17 protein-coding genes and 1 tRNA gene are annotated in these 16537 nt (G+C 55.2%); 8 read left to right on the top strand and 10 right to left on the bottom strand.

What is annotated here, in order from left to right:
* Window positions 1-104 precede the first annotated feature (104 nt).
* The 4 genes from GKAS_RS06825 to syd form a co-directional block, all read right to left on the bottom strand.
* The gene (locus GKAS_RS06825; protein ID WP_035892839.1) at window positions 105-548 is read right to left on the bottom strand and encodes a flavodoxin; all 444 of its coding nucleotides are present in this window, start codon (window positions 546-548) and stop codon (window positions 105-107) included.
* A 15-nt stretch (window positions 549-563) separates the two neighbouring features.
* On the bottom strand, window positions 564-1346 hold the full coding sequence (gene truC, locus GKAS_RS06820; RefSeq protein WP_035892837.1) for a tRNA pseudouridine(65) synthase TruC: 783 nt from the start codon (window positions 1344-1346) through the stop codon (window positions 564-566).
* Entirely contained in the window at window positions 1346-1675 is a 330-nt protein-coding gene (locus GKAS_RS06815) for a YqcC family protein (protein WP_035892835.1), read from the bottom strand. The genes truC and GKAS_RS06815 overlap by 1 nt, the downstream gene beginning before the upstream one ends.
* A 634-nt stretch (window positions 1676-2309) precedes the next feature.
* The gene (gene syd, locus GKAS_RS06810) at window positions 2310-2855 is read right to left on the bottom strand and encodes a SecY-interacting protein (protein ID WP_035892833.1); all 546 of its coding nucleotides are present in this window, start codon (window positions 2853-2855) and stop codon (window positions 2310-2312) included.
* Between the two features lie 69 nt (window positions 2856-2924).
* On the opposite strand from syd, the gene queF reads away from it, so the two are divergent.
* The 5 genes from queF (at window position 2925) to xni (ending at window position 9339) form a co-directional block, all read left to right on the top strand.
* A complete protein-coding gene (gene queF, locus GKAS_RS06805; RefSeq protein WP_035892832.1) occupies window positions 2925-3770 on the top strand; it encodes an NADPH-dependent 7-cyano-7-deazaguanine reductase QueF in 846 nt (281 codons plus the stop codon).
* A gap of 115 nt (window positions 3771-3885) precedes the next feature.
* Window positions 3886-5250, top strand: coding sequence for a nucleotide 5'-monophosphate nucleosidase PpnN (ppnN, locus tag GKAS_RS06800; protein WP_035892831.1), 1365 nt, complete (start codon window positions 3886-3888; stop codon window positions 5248-5250).
* Between the two features lie 501 nt (window positions 5251-5751).
* A complete protein-coding gene (locus GKAS_RS06795) occupies window positions 5752-7041 on the top strand; it encodes an HAAAP family serine/threonine permease (RefSeq protein WP_035892829.1) in 1290 nt (429 codons plus the stop codon).
* Between the two features lie 53 nt (window positions 7042-7094).
* Window positions 7095-8462: an L-serine ammonia-lyase gene (locus GKAS_RS06790; protein ID WP_035892828.1), complete on the top strand. Its 1368-nt coding sequence runs from the start codon at window positions 7095-7097 to the stop codon at window positions 8460-8462.
* Window positions 8463-8583: 121 nt separating this feature from the next.
* Window positions 8584-9339 carry a flap endonuclease Xni gene (xni, locus tag GKAS_RS06785; protein ID WP_035892827.1) on the top strand — a complete coding sequence of 252 codons (756 nt, stop codon included), beginning with the start codon at window positions 8584-8586 and terminating at the stop codon, window positions 9337-9339.
* Window positions 9340-9403: 64 nt separating this feature from the next.
* Here the strand turns inward: xni and rlmM are convergent, their stop codons facing one another.
* The 4 genes from rlmM to GKAS_RS06765 form a co-directional block, all read right to left on the bottom strand.
* Window positions 9404-10504: a 23S rRNA (cytidine(2498)-2'-O)-methyltransferase RlmM gene (gene rlmM, locus GKAS_RS06780; protein ID WP_035892826.1), complete on the bottom strand. Its 1101-nt coding sequence runs from the start codon at window positions 10502-10504 to the stop codon at window positions 9404-9406.
* Window positions 10497-10892, bottom strand: coding sequence for a DUF423 domain-containing protein (locus GKAS_RS06775; RefSeq protein ID WP_035892825.1), 396 nt, complete (start codon window positions 10890-10892; stop codon window positions 10497-10499). The genes rlmM and GKAS_RS06775 overlap by 8 nt, the downstream gene beginning before the upstream one ends.
* Before the next feature lie 19 nt (window positions 10893-10911).
* On the bottom strand, window positions 10912-11829 hold the full coding sequence (gene gcvA / locus GKAS_RS06770; RefSeq protein ID WP_035892823.1) for a glycine cleavage system transcriptional regulator GcvA: 918 nt from the start codon (window positions 11827-11829) through the stop codon (window positions 10912-10914).
* Between the two features lie 352 nt (window positions 11830-12181).
* On the bottom strand, window positions 12182-12409 hold the full coding sequence (locus tag GKAS_RS06765) for a YgdI/YgdR family lipoprotein (RefSeq protein ID WP_035892822.1): 228 nt from the start codon (window positions 12407-12409) through the stop codon (window positions 12182-12184).
* A gap of 192 nt (window positions 12410-12601) precedes the next feature.
* Between GKAS_RS06765 and csdA the strand changes: the two genes are divergently transcribed.
* Complete coding sequence (gene csdA / locus GKAS_RS06760) at window positions 12602-13807, top strand: cysteine desulfurase CsdA (protein ID WP_035892821.1); 1206 nt, start codon at window positions 12602-12604, stop codon at window positions 13805-13807.
* On the top strand, window positions 13807-14256 hold the full coding sequence (csdE, locus tag GKAS_RS06755; RefSeq protein ID WP_035892820.1) for a cysteine desulfurase sulfur acceptor subunit CsdE: 450 nt from the start codon (window positions 13807-13809) through the stop codon (window positions 14254-14256). The genes csdA and csdE overlap by 1 nt, the downstream gene beginning before the upstream one ends.
* Here csdE and tcdA read toward each other — a convergent pair.
* Together tcdA and mltA are read right to left on the bottom strand one after the other, a co-directional pair.
* The gene (gene tcdA / locus GKAS_RS06750) at window positions 14241-15053 is read right to left on the bottom strand and encodes a tRNA cyclic N6-threonylcarbamoyladenosine(37) synthase TcdA (RefSeq protein WP_035892819.1); all 813 of its coding nucleotides are present in this window, start codon (window positions 15051-15053) and stop codon (window positions 14241-14243) included. The two genes, csdE and tcdA, sit on opposite strands and share 16 nt — an antisense overlap.
* Before the next feature lie 82 nt (window positions 15054-15135).
* A complete protein-coding gene (gene mltA, locus GKAS_RS06745) occupies window positions 15136-16233 on the bottom strand; it encodes a murein transglycosylase A (RefSeq protein WP_035892818.1) in 1098 nt (365 codons plus the stop codon).
* A gap of 207 nt (window positions 16234-16440) precedes the next feature.
* Between mltA and GKAS_RS06740 the strand changes: the two genes are divergently transcribed.
* Window positions 16441-16517: transfer RNA gene (locus GKAS_RS06740), tRNA-Met, on the top strand.
* Window positions 16518-16537: the final 20 nt, after the last annotated feature.

Genomic DNA, 16537 nt, shown 5'->3' with positions numbered 1-16537 from the left:
AGAAGAGCCGTTATGATCTCTTTTGTCGTTGGTTTACAAAGGATTGGCTGGCAGCACGAACAAGGAGGCCCTCTGCGTAGGGAGAGGGCAGCCCTGTGATTTGGTTATTTCAGCAGCGTTGCCCACTGCTCAACCCACGGATTGGAAACGCTCTCCGGCTCCGGGTCTTCAGACGCATCAATCATCAGCATTTCGCCAATGCGCTGCGCGCCTTGTTCCTGTAAAAGCGCATCAAACCGCTTACCGCCGCCGCAGAAATTGGCATAGGTGCTATCACCCAGCGCGATAATACCGTAGCGCAGATGCGGCTGATACATATCCTGCAGATCGTTAAACAGCGGTACGATGCTGTCAGGTAAATCGCCTTGTCCGGTTGTGGAAGTCACCACCAGCACGTACTTTCCGGTGTAGCTTTCCCAATCAGAGACCATCGGGTCTTCAAATACCGTCGCTTTATGACCAAGACCGCTCAGAATGGTTTCTGCTTCTTCCGCCACCAACAGCGAATTGCCGTACATGGTGCCGACAAAAATCCCTACTTCAGCCATGATTTAACTCCCTGTTTACTTCTGGATAGCTTCATCCTGACCGCAGTCGCTCACAAACTCAACCCTTTCATTCTCAGGGAGAAGCCCACGCCAGCCGAAATGTGATAAAGCCTGCATCCAGACGTCATCTAGCCCAGCGCGAATGGTCAGCGGCTCACCGGTAAACGGGTGCGTTAACGAGAGTTGGCTAGCATGAAGCATTAAACGGTGACAGCCAAAATGCTCGGCACCGCTGCGATTCTGGCGCAGGTCGCCGTGCTTGCTGTCGCCAATAATCGGGTGACGAAGATGCGCCAGATGGCGGCGTAACTGATGCTTACGGCCGGTTTTCGGCTCCAGCTCGACCAGCCCGTAGCGGGTGGTAGGATAACGGCCCGTAGGCACCGGCATTTCCACCGTCGCCAGCCCACGATAATGGGTCACCGCCGGCTGCGGGTCTTTATTCTCGCGGGCAAACTTATCGGCAATTTTGTCGAGTTCTTCCACCAACGGATAGTCGAGAATGGCCTCGTCCATCAGCCAACCGCGCACGATAGCATGGTAGCGCTTCTGCATCTGGTGCTGTTCAAACTGCTGGGATAGCAGGCGGCCCGCTTCGCTGGAAAGCCCCATTAAAAGGACGCCAGAGGTTGGGCGGTCAAGGCGATGGGCGGTGAAAACGTGCTGGCCAATCTGGTCGCGCACCGTTTGCATCACCACGACTTTTTCATCGCGGTCGAGCCAGCTGCGATGTACCAGCCAGCCGGACGGTTTGTTCACCGCCACCAGCCACTCATCCTGGTAAATAATTTCCAGCATCAGTGCGTATCGCTCACGAAGAAGGCATCCAGCTGTTCCAGCGGCGGCAGAATGATCGCGCGCAGCGGGTGTGCGGCATCCAGCGCCATTTCATAGTATGGGGCAATAGCAAAACCGGTTGGCAGCGGCATTTCACTATCGAGCAGTTGGTGCATGCGCGGAATCAGCACCCATTGCAGCCACTCTAACGGCTCCAGCGTATCCATGCAGAATGGCTGATCGCTGGCGAATGCGCTCTCATGCGGTGCGGTCTCTTGCCAGTGTTGATGCTGGCGCATCAGGGTTTCAATAAGCAGTAGTTGATCGCGTAAGCTGTCGTGGCGTGTCATGGAAACCTCAGAGGAAACAAAATCGGGCGCAGGATATCACTAGTTGGCGGGAAACAAAAAAAAGGGAGCACTGTAAAAACAGTGCTCCCGGTTCGTTTCGCAGCAATCCAGCTACTTTTGGTGCTCCCTGCTCATCCGTGACAACTTTTCCTGTGGTCTCCTGACCATGTTCATCCATAAACGGTTGCTTCCTGCATCACACCACCCCGATGTGATTTCACCCAATCCTTGAGTGTGTCCTGATCTTCCTGATCCACCAGATATCCTGTCTGGCTCTCATTCTCCGTCCTGGAGGTGTCCTTTAACGCGTTCCTGCGTTGTCCTTTTGCTTCATCCTGAAGCCTTTCCTTGAATCACCTTCCCGGTGTGTCCTATGAAGTGCCATCATCCTAATGTTCACTTCATTGTGCGACTCCCTGTCGACGTAGATAGAATCCGCTATTCCGCCCCGTCTTACAAGTGCTTGTGAGACAACCCCTTAAGACTTACCTGAGCAATAATATGCTTAATATTTGAATACTATATTGATATAAAAGGAAATTACTAAATGGGTAGGATGAGTGTCTTACTTATCTTCTGGCGATCTCTCACAAGGCGTGTAAGAGATCTCTCACAAAGTGATGGGCAAACTGTCTTACAGGATAGGCTCAAGTTGAGTCAGGAAACTCGCAAGTGACGACGCTAAAGGCAGGCGATTACGGGTACCGAGCGTCTCTTTGATGACTTCACCGGTCACATTGCAGACGGAAATCACGTCTAGCTCGCTGTCGAGCGTCGCGATAAACAGCGTCGGTGAAAGTTTAAGTCGTTTTTGCGTGACCAGGTGACCAATCAGGTTTTCCTGCACGCGACGAAAATCGTCAGGGCTCCACGCCTGCAGCAACATCAGGGTTTCTCCCATAAACATTGCGCGCATATCACCCGCATACTGGGTGGTATAATAGGTGTGAATGGGTTGTTGTACCACAATGTCCATTGCGCGTTCAACGCCATTTACATTTTGCTCGCCGTCGAACGGCTGCGGCTGCCAGAGCACCTCATCATCGGTCGTCGAGACCTGGCACGGGGACGGAATGCCGTAAAGTTCCTCGCTGCGCGGCAGGCTGTTGCGCTCACGCTGCCAGGCATCGCAATAGCGTTGGGTAAATGCGTGTAATGCTTCTGCGGTCTGCTGATCCACGAATTTCTCTCTTCAGGTTAGCCAGGATACACTAGAAACAATAGTGTACCTGCTTTGTAACGGTGAAACATGTCTTCTTATGAGAACCATCAGGCGCTGTCTGGCCTGACCCTGGGTAAAACCACAGATTATCGCGATACCTACGATGCCTCCCTGCTTCAGGGCGTGCCGCGCAGCTTAAACCGCGACCCGCTCGGGCTGCACGCCGATACCTTGCCGTTTCATGGCGCGGATATCTGGACGCTGTATGAACTCTCCTGGCTGAATGCCAAAGGGCTGCCGCAGGTGGCCGTTGGCCACGTCGAGCTAAGCCACGCGACGGTCAATCTGGTGGAGTCCAAAAGCTTCAAGCTGTACCTCAACAGCTTCAACCAGACGCGTTTTGATAGCTGGGAAGCGGTGCAGCAGACGCTGGAACGCGACCTGTGCGCCTGCGCTGAAGGCCACGTGACCGTTGCGCTGTATCGCATTGACGAGCTGGAAGGTCAGCCTATTGCTCACTTCCACGGTAGCTGCATTGATAATCAGGATATCGAGATTGAGAGCTACGAATTTAACGCCGATTATCTCGACGGCGCGGCCGGTGAGAAGGTGGTGCAAGAGACGCTGGTCAGCCATCTGCTGAAATCAAACTGCCTTATCACCCATCAGCCGGACTGGGGCTCAGTGCAGATTCAATACCGTGGCCCGCAAATCGACCGTGAGAAGCTGCTGCGTTACCTGGTATCGTTCCGCCATCACAACGAATTCCACGAGCAGTGCGTCGAACGTATCTTCAATGACCTCCTACGTTTCTGCGCGCCGGAGAGCCTGAGCGTTTACGCACGCTATACGCGCCGCGGCGGTCTGGATATTAATCCGTGGCGCTCAAACGGTGAATTTGTTCCAGCTATTGGCCGACTGGTGCGCCAGTAAGCTTAACAAATTCTCAATTTTGCGCGCTTTGTTCCGCGCCGAGGTTGTAGAAAACAGGCCAGCGAGGCTATTGTAATCAGCAAGGAAGACGATTTTCGTCCCGTAAGGAGTTCACTTGATTACACATATTAGCCCGCTTGGCTCAATGGATATGTTGTCGCAGCTGGAAGTTGACATGCTTAAACGCACGGCCAGCAGCGACCTGTATCAATTGTTCCGTAACTGTTCTTTGGCCGTACTGAACTCAGGTAGCCTGACCGATAACAGCAAAGAGCTGCTGTCCCGTTTTGAGAGCTTCGACATTAACGTGCTGCGCCGCGAGCGCGGCGTGAAGCTTGAGCTTATCAATCCGCCGGAAGACGCCTTCGTTGATGGGCGAATTATTCGCTCGCTGCAGGCCAACCTGTTTGCCGTCCTACGCGACATCCTTTTCGTCTATGGGCAAATTCATAACACCGTCCGCTTCCCAAACCTCGATCTGGAAAGCTCAACCCACATTACCAACCTGGTGTTTTCGATTCTGCGTAACGCCCGCGCGTTGCACGTTGGCGAAGCGCCGAGCATGGTGGTGTGCTGGGGCGGCCACTCCATTAATGAAAACGAATACCTGTACGCTCGCCGCGTCGGTAATCAGCTTGGCCTGCGCGAGCTGAACATCTGTACCGGCTGTGGTCCGGGCGCAATGGAAGCGCCGATGAAAGGTGCCGCGGTGGGTCACGCGCAGCAGCGCTATAAAGAAGGCCGTTTTATCGGCATGACCGAGCCGTCCATTATTGCCGCTGAGCCACCTAACCCGCTGGTGAACGAACTGATCATCATGCCGGATATCGAAAAACGTCTGGAAGCCTTTGTCCGTATTGCCCACGGGATAATCATCTTCCCTGGCGGCGTCGGTACGGCGGAAGAGCTGCTGTATCTGCTGGGCATTCTGATGAACCCAGCGAACAAAGACCAGGTGCTGCCGCTTATCCTCACCGGCCCGAAAGAGAGCGCCGACTACTTCCGCGTACTGGACGATTTTGTCGTGCATACGCTTGGCGAAGGCGCGCGCCGCCATTACAAAATCATCATTGATGATGAAGTCGAAGTGGCGCGGCAGATGAAGAAAGCGATGCCGCTGGTGAAAGAGAACCGTCGCGATACCGGTGATGCCTACAGCTTTAACTGGTCGATTCGCATTGCGCCAGACCTGCAAATGCCGTTCGAGCCGTCACACGAAAACATGGCTAGCCTGAAGCTCTATCCGGATCAGCCGGTTGAAGTACTGGCCGCCGACCTGCGACGCGCCTTCTCCGGCATCGTGGCGGGTAACGTGAAGGAAGTGGGCATTCGCGCTATCGAAGAGTTTGGGCCGTATAAGATCCACGGCGATAAAGAGATGATGCGCCGTATGGATGAACTGCTGCAGGGCTTCGTCGCCCAGCATCGTATGAAACTGCCCGGCTCGGCCTACATTCCCTGCTACGAAATCTGCGCCTGAGTCTGACCTCAGCGTAATTCACTCCCCTTCCGGCGGTCTTTTCCGCCGGAATTCTCCCCAAAATAACCCGCTTAACCCCGCCTATTCATTCACAGCCAATCGTTTGCGTATGTTATCCGACCACATATTATTAGTCATAGTTATGTTTAAGCGCTAAAAAACGCCATTTTCACCATTTTTATCAGCAAAAACATCGTATTTACCCCCTCCACCATTTACCACACATACTGCGAATGGTAGCCTTCGCGACCATTAATTTCTGCATATGTTGCAATTACAGGAAAAATACCTGCAATAACCCACACTGAAAGTGGATTATTACATTTGCGATCATGATCACTGATACATTTACCAGTTAAATGTACATTTGCGCTCGTCTAAAACGGCATCGGGTAAAAATCACAAAAAAGCCGGTGCTTATAAAATTTAATATTGGTTTTAACGTTCTTTTTATTTTATTTGACTAAAAAATTAGCATTTTCCTTCCTCCAGGAGATACAGATGGAAAACACTCAAACCAGCACTATCGTCACAGCAGAATCTGCTAGCGGATGGCGCAAAACAGATACAATGTGGATGCTGGGTCTTTACGGTACCGCAATTGGCGCGGGCGTACTGTTCCTGCCAATTAACGCCGGCGTTGGTGGCATGATCCCGCTTATCATCATGGCTATCCTTGCGTTCCCAATGACTTTCTTCGCACACCGCGGCCTGACCCGCTTCGTACTGTCCGGTAAAAACCCGGGCGAAGACATCACTGAAGTGGTTGAAGAGCACTTTGGTATCGGCGCAGGTAAACTGATTACCCTGCTCTACTTCTTCGCTATCTACCCAATCCTGCTGGTTTACAGCGTAGCAATCACCAACACCGTTGAGAGCTTCCTGGCTCACCAGCTGCACATCACGCCGCCACCGCGCGCGCTGCTGTCACTGATTCTGATCGTCGGTATGATGACCATCGTTCGCTTCGGTGAGCAGATGATTGTTAAAGCGATGAGCATCCTGGTGTTCCCGTTTGTAGCAGCCCTGATGGTGCTGGCTCTGTATCTGATCCCACAGTGGAGCGGTGCGGCGCTGGAAACGCTGTCCTTCAGCAGCGCAGCCTCTACCGGCAACGGCCTGTGGATGACCCTGTGGCTGGCAATCCCGGTTATGGTGTTCTCCTTCAACCACTCACCAATCATCTCCTCCTTCGCGGTCGCGAAGCGTGAAGAATACGGCCAGGGCGCAGAGAAAAAATGCTCCTCTATTCTGGCTCGTGCTCACGTGATGATGGTGCTGACCGTTATGTTCTTCGTCTTCAGCTGCGTACTGAGCCTGTCCCCAGCGGACCTGGCGGCGGCAAAAGAGCAGAACATCTCCATCCTGTCTTACCTGGCGAACCACTTCAACGCGCCGGTCATTGCCTGGATGGCACCGATTATCGCGATTATCGCTATCACCAAATCCTTCCTGGGCCACTACCTGGGCGCACGCGAAGGCTTTAACGGTATGGTTATCAAGTCTCTGCGTAGCAAAGGCAAAACCATCGAAATCAACAAACTGAACAAAATCACTGCGCTGTTCATGCTGATTACCACCTGGATCGTGGCAACCTTGAACCCAAGCATCCTGGGGATGATTGAAACCCTGGGCGGCCCAATCATCGCAATGATTCTGTTCCTGATGCCGATGTATGCCATTCAGAAAGTACCGGCAATGCGTAAGTACAGCGGTCACATTAGCAACGTCTTCGTTGTCCTGATGGGCCTCATCGCTATCTCCGCCATCTCCTACTCTCTGTTTAGTTAATCACCCTGCGCCGTCCCTCGGGGCGGCGCACTTCAATACCATAGGGACGCCTCATGATTAGCGTATTCGATATTTTCAAAATCGGCATTGGTCCTTCCAGCTCACACACCGTGGGGCCAATGAAAGCAGGCAAACAGTTCACGGACGACTTGATTGCGCGTGGGATCCTCAATGATATTACTCGCGTAGTCGTCGATGTTTACGGCTCACTCTCTCTGACCGGTAAAGGTCACCATACCGATATCGCCATCATTATGGGTCTGGCAGGAAATCTGCCTGATACGGTTGATATCGACGCTATCCCGTCGTTTATCCAGGACGTGAACACCCACGGTCGCCTGATGCTGGCCAACGGTCAGCACGAAGTGGAGTTCCCGGTTGACCAGTGCATGAACTTCCATGCCGACAACCTCTCCCTGCATGAAAACGGCATGCGTATCACCGCACTGGCGGGCGACAACGCCGTTTACAGCAAAACCTATTATTCCATCGGCGGTGGCTTTATCGTCGATGAAGAGCACTTCGGTCAGACGACTGAAGCGCCAGTTGCCGTACCTTACCCGTACAAAAACGCCGCCGATTTGCAGCGTCACTGCAACGAAACCGGGCTGTCGCTCTCCGGCCTGATGATGCAAAACGAACTGGCGCTACACAGCAAAGAAGAGCTGGAAAAGCACTTCGCTGACGTCTGGGCAGTGATGAAGGGTGGTATCGAACACGGCACCACCACTGAAGGTGTCCTGCCGGGTAAACTGCGCGTTCCGCGCCGCGCCGCCGCGCTGCGTCGTATGCTGGTAAGCCAGGATAAAATCAGCAGCGACCCAATGGCGGTTGTCGACTGGATCAACATGTTCGCGCTGGCCGTTAACGAAGAGAACGCCGCCGGTGGCCGCGTGGTAACGGCACCAACCAACGGCGCCTGCGGGATTGTTCCTGCGGTGCTGGCGTACTACGACAAGTTTATCCGTGAAGTGAACGCTAACTCGCTGGCGCGCTACATGCTGGTCGCGAGCGCGATTGGCTCACTGTACAAGATGAACGCTTCTATCTCCGGTGCCGAAGTGGGCTGTCAGGGTGAGGTCGGCGTAGCCTGCTCCATGGCCGCTGCGGGTCTGGCTGAACTGCTAGGCGCAAGCCCTGCGCAGGTATGCATCGCCGCAGAAATCGGTATGGAACATAACCTCGGTCTGACCTGCGACCCGGTTGCCGGCCAGGTACAGGTACCGTGCATCGAGCGTAACGCCATTGCTTCAGTCAAAGCGGTGAACGCCGCACGTATGGCGCTTCGCCGTACCAGCGAGCCGCGCGTCTGCCTCGATAAGGTTATCGAGACTATGTACGAAACCGGTAAAGACATGAACGCCAAGTATCGCGAAACCTCTCGCGGCGGCCTGGCGATGAAAGTGGTCGCCTGCGACTAACGTCATCCCCCCAGAGGCCTCGTGCAGTTTTGCGAGGCCTCTTCCCGTTTTATCCCTCGCCAATAGCCTCACTGTGCCGTGAATGTTACCCTTGTCGCTCGAATCGTTAGGGAGAACACCTGTGGCCGTCCATTTGCTGATTGTTGATGCACTCAACCTGATACGCCGTATCCATGCCGTTCAGGGTTCCCCTTGTGTGGAAACCTGCCAGCACGCGCTGGATCTGCTGATTGCCCACAGCCAGCCAACTCACGCGGTGGCGGTGTTTGACGACGAGGCGCGCAATAGCGGCTGGCGTCACCAGCGCCTTCCTGACTACAAAGCGGGCCGTCCGCCCATGCCAGACGACCTGCATGCTGAAATGCCCGCGCTGCGCGCTGCCTTCGAACTACGCGGCGTGCGCTGCTGGGTTTCCAGCGGAAACGAAGCCGACGATTTAGCGGCAACGCTGGCGGTGAAAGTCGCTGGAGCAGGCCATCAGGCCACCATCGTCTCCACCGATAAAGGCTACTGCCAGCTGCTCTCGCCCAACCTGCGCATTCGCGACTATTTCCAGAAGCGCTGGCTCGACGTGCCGTTTATCGAAAAAGAGTTCGGCGTCCAGCCGCATCAGCTGCCGGACTACTGGGGGCTTGCAGGGATCAGCAGTTCAAAGGTGCCGGGCGTGGCGGGGATTGGCCCAAAGAGCGCTACCCAGTTGTTAACGCAGTTCCCCACGCTGGAGACGCTGTATGCGCATCTGGATGACATACCGGAGAAGTGGCGCAAGAAACTGATTGAGCACCAGGAGATGGCGTTTTTATGCCGCGATATCGCGCGGCTGGAGACGGATTTGCATATCGATGGCAATTTGCAGCAGTTAAGGCTTAACCGATAACGCCGCCCCCGATGCAGGCTCGGAGCTAACCCCGGCGTCGCTGCGCTCGGCCGGGCTACAATCATTAACGCTCGTCGCGACGACCGCCGACGGCGGCCCACAGACGGCGTACGTGAACGGTCACTTCCTCGCGATCATGGTACAGCTGGCGCGCCTGAATCTGGGCGTTAATCCCGTTTTCATCAAGCCTTGCCTGGATGTGCGCCAGGTTCTGCGACAGCTCTTCATAGCGCTTTTTCATCGGCAGCTTGAGGTTGAAGATGGTCTCACGGCACCAGCCGTTCACCAGCCAATCGGCCATCAGCGCCGCCACTTTCGCCGGCTTCTCAACCATATCGCACACCATCCACGAGATGTTGCTGCGGGTTGGGCGGTAGCGGAAACCATCTTCACGCAGCCAGGTCACCTGGCCGGTATCCATCAGGCTCTGCGCCATCGGGCCGTTATCCACGGAGGAGACCCACATGTTGCGCTTCACCAACTGATAGGTCCAGCCGCCAGGGCACGCGCCCAGATCGACCGCGTACATGCCGTTTGCCAGACGCTCGTCCCACTCGTCGGCCGGGATAAAGACATGGAACGCCTCTTCCAGCTTCAGGGTTGAGCGGCTTGGGGCATCGGCCGGGAACTTCAGGCGTGGAATACCCATGTAGAACGGTGAGTTGTTGTTGCTATAGGAGTACCCGGTATAGCAGCAGCCCGGCGCGATAAAGAACACGTGCACCACCGGACGCTTAGTGGTCTCGTACGGCGCCAGCACGTTAGCTTCACGTAGCGCAGCGCGCAGCGGCACGGTGAACTTACGGCAAAACTTCATCAGCTCTTTGCTTTCGTTGGTGTCTGCCACTTCAACGCGCAGATCGCCACCTTTCTCCACCACGCCTTGCAGCATACCGACAACCGGCGTTACGCGGTCTTCGGCAGGTAAATCTTTCAGCAGTTCGCCAACCACAATCATCTGGCGGGCAAACACCAGCGAGCTAAACGGCAGCTCTCGCGCCAGCTTGTCGGCGTCCCCTTCCTGATAGCATTCGAAAATCACATAGCCGGAGTTATCTTTAACGCGCGCAAAGCCAAACACTTCGCGGCGACCGGCTTTATCAGTAATTTCCGCAGCACACTCTTTCTCAAACCCAGGGCGGCAATACAGCACAACCTTATTCATGAACAACACCCTTACGCTTAAGTCGAATGGCACCAATCAACATCAAAATCCAACCGGCAAGGAAGCTGACGCCGCCCACCGGGGTAACATACGCCCACAGGCGTAAATGGGAGAGCGCAAGGCAATACAGGCTACCGCTGAACATCACGGTACCCAGCGCCAGGAATACGCTGCTCCAGTAGAACCAGATACTAATGCGGCGCTGCATCGCGACCGCCAGTCCAAAAATCGCCAACGTGTGAAATGCCTGATATTCCAGACCGGTCTGGATCCAACCCATTTCGACAACGCCCAACGATTTACTCAGCACGTGCGCGCCAAACGCGCCCAGTGCGACAAAAATAAAGCCACTGATTGCGGCAAAAATCAGCATAAAACGGCTGGTCATGGTATTACCCTAAATTCATTTATTGTTCGTAACGGAAACGGAACGTTTCTTGTTCATTCGCCGCTTTCGCCAGAATCCACTGACGAAAGGCCGCTATTTTACCCAGTTCAGCCTGACTGTCATGACAAACCAGATAAAACGCATTCTTACTGACCAGAACATCATTAAACGGGCACACCAGACGGCCTGCCTCAATCTCCGACTGCGCCATCACGTTATTCGCGAGCGCAACCCCCTGTCCGTGGATGGCAGCCTGTAGCACCATGGCGCTATGGCTGAAGATCGGTCCCTGTTGTACGTTAATATGAGTGAGCCCCAGCTGGCGCGTATACGTTTGCCAGTCGCGGCGGGAAGCATCGTGCAGCAGCGTGTGTTTTGCCAGGTCAGCGGGCGTTTTTAACGCTTTCTCACCGGTCAGCAGCAGCGGGGAACAGACGGGGAGCAGATACTCGGCGTACAGTTTTTCCACGCGCAGCCCCGGCCAGTTGCCGCGGCCATAAAAAATCGCCACGTCGACATCGTCCGCCAGCTTGTCTTCCTGACGGTCTACGGCCTGGATTCTGACATCAATTCCCGGATAAGCTGAGTTAAAGCTTGAGAGACGCGGCACCAGCCACTGAATAGCAAAACTGGGCAATAAACTAACGGTTAACGCCCCTTTCGCGCTTCGTGCCTGTAGTTTACGCGTTGCCTCTGTTAATTGCGAAAAGATCTCTTTGATGTCCTGAAAATAGCTCTGCCCTTCTTCGGTCAAAAGCAGAGAACGATTGCGCCGCCGAAACAGCTTCAACCCCAGAAAATCCTCAAGAGACTTGATTTGGTGGCTTACTGCGGCCTGCGTCACAAAAAGCTCATCGGCCGCGCGAGTGAAGCTTAAATGGCGTGCGGCTGCATCAAATACACGTAATGCATTAAGTGGTGGCAAACGCTTTGACATGGTCCCAGAACTCAATTGTTAATTGATTTTAACAAATAGGAAACAACAGTTAACCTATTAGTTTTTTTATCTGAGCCATTATAATTTGTCCGTTGAGCTTCTACCAGCAAATACCTATCATGGCGGCACTTCCTGAGCCGGAACGAGAAGCTTTTTTTGGAATGCGTGTTCTGAAGGGCTTTTGGCTTACGGTTGTGATGTTGTGTTGTTGTGTTTGCAATTGGTCTGCAATTCAGATCACGGTAGCAAGGCTACCCTTTTTCACTTCCTGTACATTTACCCTGTCTGTCCATAGTGATTAATGTAGCACCGCCTAATTGCGGTGCTTTTTTTTGCCTGGACGATCGCCTTTTTATTTCTCCAGCGCAACCATCTCTTTCACTTCGCTGTGGTTAATCTGCTGTTTCACACCGTTCGCATCTTTATACGAAATCAAACCAGTATCATTATCCGTCTGAGGTTTCCCTTCAGACACGATGCTTCGGCCATCATTAGTGTGTATCACGTAGTTCGGCCCCGCGCAGGCGCTCAGCGCGAAAGTCAGCATACAGGCAGAGAGTACGGCGGCAGTCTTTTTCATTTTGTTCTCCTTAAAGCGACTTATGCTATTCAATATTAGATTAACAACAGGGATTAATTTTTCCCCAACACTAAACAGCATAAGACACTGACGCGGCTTCGTATGCAGTTCCGGATAATTCCGACGATGAGCACAAGCCTTGTATCAACGCGCATTTTGCGCGACGATCTCCTTATTGATATGAGGAATTCCATGAACGCCTTCTCCCCAGCGCAGTTTCGCGCCCAGTTTCCCGCCCTGCACGATGCCGGGGTGTACCTTGATAGCGCCGCCACCGCGTTAAAACCGCAGGCGGTCATCGAGGCGACGACGCATTTCTACTCGCTGAGCGCGGGTAACGTCCACCGCAGCCAGTTTGCCGAAGCACAGCGCCTGACGGCACGCTATGAAGCCGCACGCGACCAGGTGGCCCGCTGGCTCAACGCGCCAGGCGGCAAGGATATCGTCTGGACGCGCGGTACCACCGAAGCCATCAATATGGTGGCCCAGTGCTATGCGCGCCCTCGCCTGCAGCCGGGCGATGAAATCATCGTCAGCGTCGCCGAGCACCATGCCAACCTGGTGCCGTGGCTGATGGTGGCTGAACAGACCGGCGCAAAAATAGTCCAGCTGCCGCTGGGCGCAGACCGCCTGCCCGACGTTGAACGACTCACCGCACTGATTACCCCACGCAGCCGTATTCTGGCGCTGGGGCAAATGTCCAACGTCACCGGCGGTTGCCCGGACCTGGCCCGCGCAATCGCGCTCGCCCATCAGTCGAATATGGTCGTGATGGTCGACGGGGCGCAAGGTGCCGTCCACTTCCCGGCAGATGTGCAGGCGCTGGATATCGACTTCTACGCCTTTTCCGGCCATAAGCTCTACGGGCCCACCGGCATTGGCGCCTTGTACGGCAAAAGCGAGCTGCTCGACGCCATGACGCCGTGGCTCGGCGGCGGCAAAATGATCAGCGAAGTGACCTTCGACGGTTTCACCACTCAGCCGGTGCCTTATCGTCTGGAGGCCGGTACGCCAAACGTTGCCGGGGTGATTGGCCTCAGCGCGGCACTGGAGTGGCTGTCCGATATCGACATGGTACAGGCCGAATCCTGGAGCCGGGGTCTGGCGACGCTTGCGGAGGAAGAACTGGCAAAACGCCCAGGCTTCCGCTCTTTCCGTTGTCAGGACTCCAGCCTGCTGGCCTTTGATTTTGCTGGCGTTCACCACAGCGATATGGTGACGCTGATGGCGGAATACGGCATTGCGCTGCGCGCCGGTCAGCACTGCGCTCAACCGCTGCTGGCGGCAATGGGCGTGAGCGGTACGCTGCGCGCCTCGTTTGCCCCTTACAATACGCAGGACGACGTTCAAGCGCTGGTCAGCGCCGTCGACCGTGCGCTCGAACTTCTGGTGGACTAATGACGACGCCTTCACTCGCCGGACACCCGTTCGGCACCACCGTAACGCCTGAAACGTTACGAAAACAGTTTGCGGCGCTTTCGCAGTGGGAAGAGAAATACCGCCAGTTGATCCTGTTAGGAAAACAGCTTCCAGCGCTGTCGGACGAGCTTAAAGCGCAGGCGCGCGAGATCCCCGGCTGCGAAAACCGCGTCTGGCTGGGCTATACCCAATCTCCAGACGGCACGCTGCACTTCTTTGGCGATAGCGAAGGAAGGATTGTACGTGGGCTACTGGCGGTGCTGCTGACGGCGGCGGAAGGCAAACAGCCAGCGGAGATTCTGGCAGACGATCCGCTCAACCTGTTTGATGAACTAGGGCTACGCGGTCAACTAAGCGCCTCTCGCGCTCAGGGCCTGATGGCCCTGAGCGAGGCAATGATGGAAGCCGCGCGTCAGACGCTAGCCTGACGCTCCGCTTTCGCGAGCATTTTCTTCAGCGCATGGGAAACCGCCACGAAGCCAAAAGTGGCGGTGACCATAGTCGCTGCACCGAATCCAGCGGCGCAGTCCATCCGCTTCGGGCCTTCCGCCGTGCTTTTCATTGCACAGACCGAACCGTCCGCCTGCGGGTAAACCAGCGCTTCAGTTGAGAATACGCAGTCGACGCCGAGCTTGCCTTTGCTGTTCTTCACCACGCCAAAATCGCTTTTCAGCCGCTCACGCAGCTTCGCCGCCAATGGGTCCTGGATGGTTTTCGCCAGATCGCTTACCTGAATCTGCGTTGGGTCAATCTGCCCGCCCGCGCCGCCGGTAGTAATCAATGGGACTTTATAGCGACGGCAGTAGGCAATCAGCGCGGCTTTCGGGCGAATGCTGTCGATAGCGTCCACCACGTAGCTGTAGCCCGCGCCCATGTACTCGGCGACGTTATCCGGCGTGACGAAATCATCCACCACGGTGACGCGGCACTCAGGGTTTATCAGGCGAATACGCTCGGCCATCACTTCCGCTTTCGCCAGCCCGACGTTGCCGCCAAGGGCGTGGATCTGACGGTTGGTGTTGGTAACGCACACGTCATCCATGTCGATAAGCGTGATCGCACCGATGCCGGTACGCGCCAGCGCTTCCGCCGCCCAGCTGCCAACGCCGCCAATACCGACCACGCACACATGCGCGTCAGCAAAGACCTGTAGCGCTTTTTCACCGTACAAACGTGCCGTGCCGCCAAAACGCTGGCGCCAGGCGTCACTGATAACCACAGACATAAAACCTCAAATTCATTGATATCGAGCGTTCCCGGCGTCGCGTTGCTCGGCCGGGCTACAAGACGCCGGGGAAATCACGGACTTAACCGCTAAACACATTCCCGCCGTTGGACGCTGTCTTCAGCACCCATACGCGTCCGTAGTGATTATACCAGCCCGCACGGTGCCCGGCATCCGGGCCGATGCCCTGGTAGATGTCAAAGTGCTGGCCTTTAATCGCGCCGCCGACGTCCAGCGCCACCATCAGGCGCAGCTCGTACTGGCCGTTAAACTTACCGTTATTGTCGAGCTGCGGCACTTCAGCCAGCAGCGTGGTGCCCGGCGGAATAATGCTGCGGTCAGACGCCACTGAAGCGCGGCCAATCAGCGGCACGGCGCTGGCGCCTTTCACCGGAGCAAACGACTGCGGTTTAAAGAAGACGAATGACGGGTTCTGCTCCAGCAGCTCGCGGACTTCCGCTTCGCTGTGGGTTTCGCCCCAGTGACGGATCGCCTGCATCGACATATCTTCGCGCTTCACTTCACCACGGTCGATCAGCACCTTGCCGATACTTTTATAGGGCCAGCCGTTTTTGCCGCTGTAGCTAAAGAAGTTCAGCGGCGAGCCGTCGCCGAAATCAATATAGCCGCTGCCCTGCACGTCCATGATGAAGTTATCCATCAGCGAATTACTGTAGGCCAGTATGTAGTTATCGCTCAGCCCACCGGCATAAATGCTCGCGCGGGACGGCAGCTTGCCGCGTTTAGGCGGCATACGGTAGATAGGATACTGGAATTCGCCCTGACGTGTATGACGAGCCTGGACAACCGGCGTGTAGTAGCCGGTAAACTGCACGTTGCCGTAGTTGTCGGTCCCTTCCATCTGCCAGGCGTCAATGCCGTACTGGCGCATGGTGCGGGTGTCGCCGCCCGCGAGCAGCCACTGCTGCACGGCGCTATAAAGGTTGCTCTGGTTGCCGTAGAGGCGCGGAGAGGCGTTACGAATCTCATTTAACTGCTGCGCAAAGTCGCCCGCGTTAATTGGTGCGCCGACGGCATCAGGTTGATTCACGAGTGAGAAAGGCTGGGTGAGTTTCCCGTCTTTATACTGTTGACCGCGATCGGTCGGTTTTGACGAACAGGCAGCCAGCATCGCCAGCATTGCACCCGTTGCCACATATTTGGCCCAACGTCCTTTCATGGTATTTTGTATTCCGCATTATCGAAAGTGCCCGGTGAAGATAACAAACCCCCAGGGGTATTTAAATGCGAACGCGAAGCCCAGTTACCAATTCGCACAAAAAAAACGCAAATTGCGCCACATACGTACAAGTTATAAAAAAATGAGTGATTTGCCACAAAAATGGTTGCAACAAATGCTGAGCGGAGTATAGTGCGCATCCACGGACGCGGGGTGGAGCAGCCTGGTAGCTCGTCGGGCTCATAACCCGAAGGTCGTCAGTTCAAATCTGGCCCCCGCAACCAATTAAAATCAGAAGCAGTAA

This window comes from Kluyvera ascorbata ATCC 33433 (assembly GCF_000735365.1).
In the GTDB taxonomy this organism is placed as follows: Bacteria; Pseudomonadota; Gammaproteobacteria; order Enterobacterales; family Enterobacteriaceae; genus Kluyvera; species Kluyvera ascorbata.
This window is presented reverse-complemented; position numbering and strand designations above follow the sequence as displayed.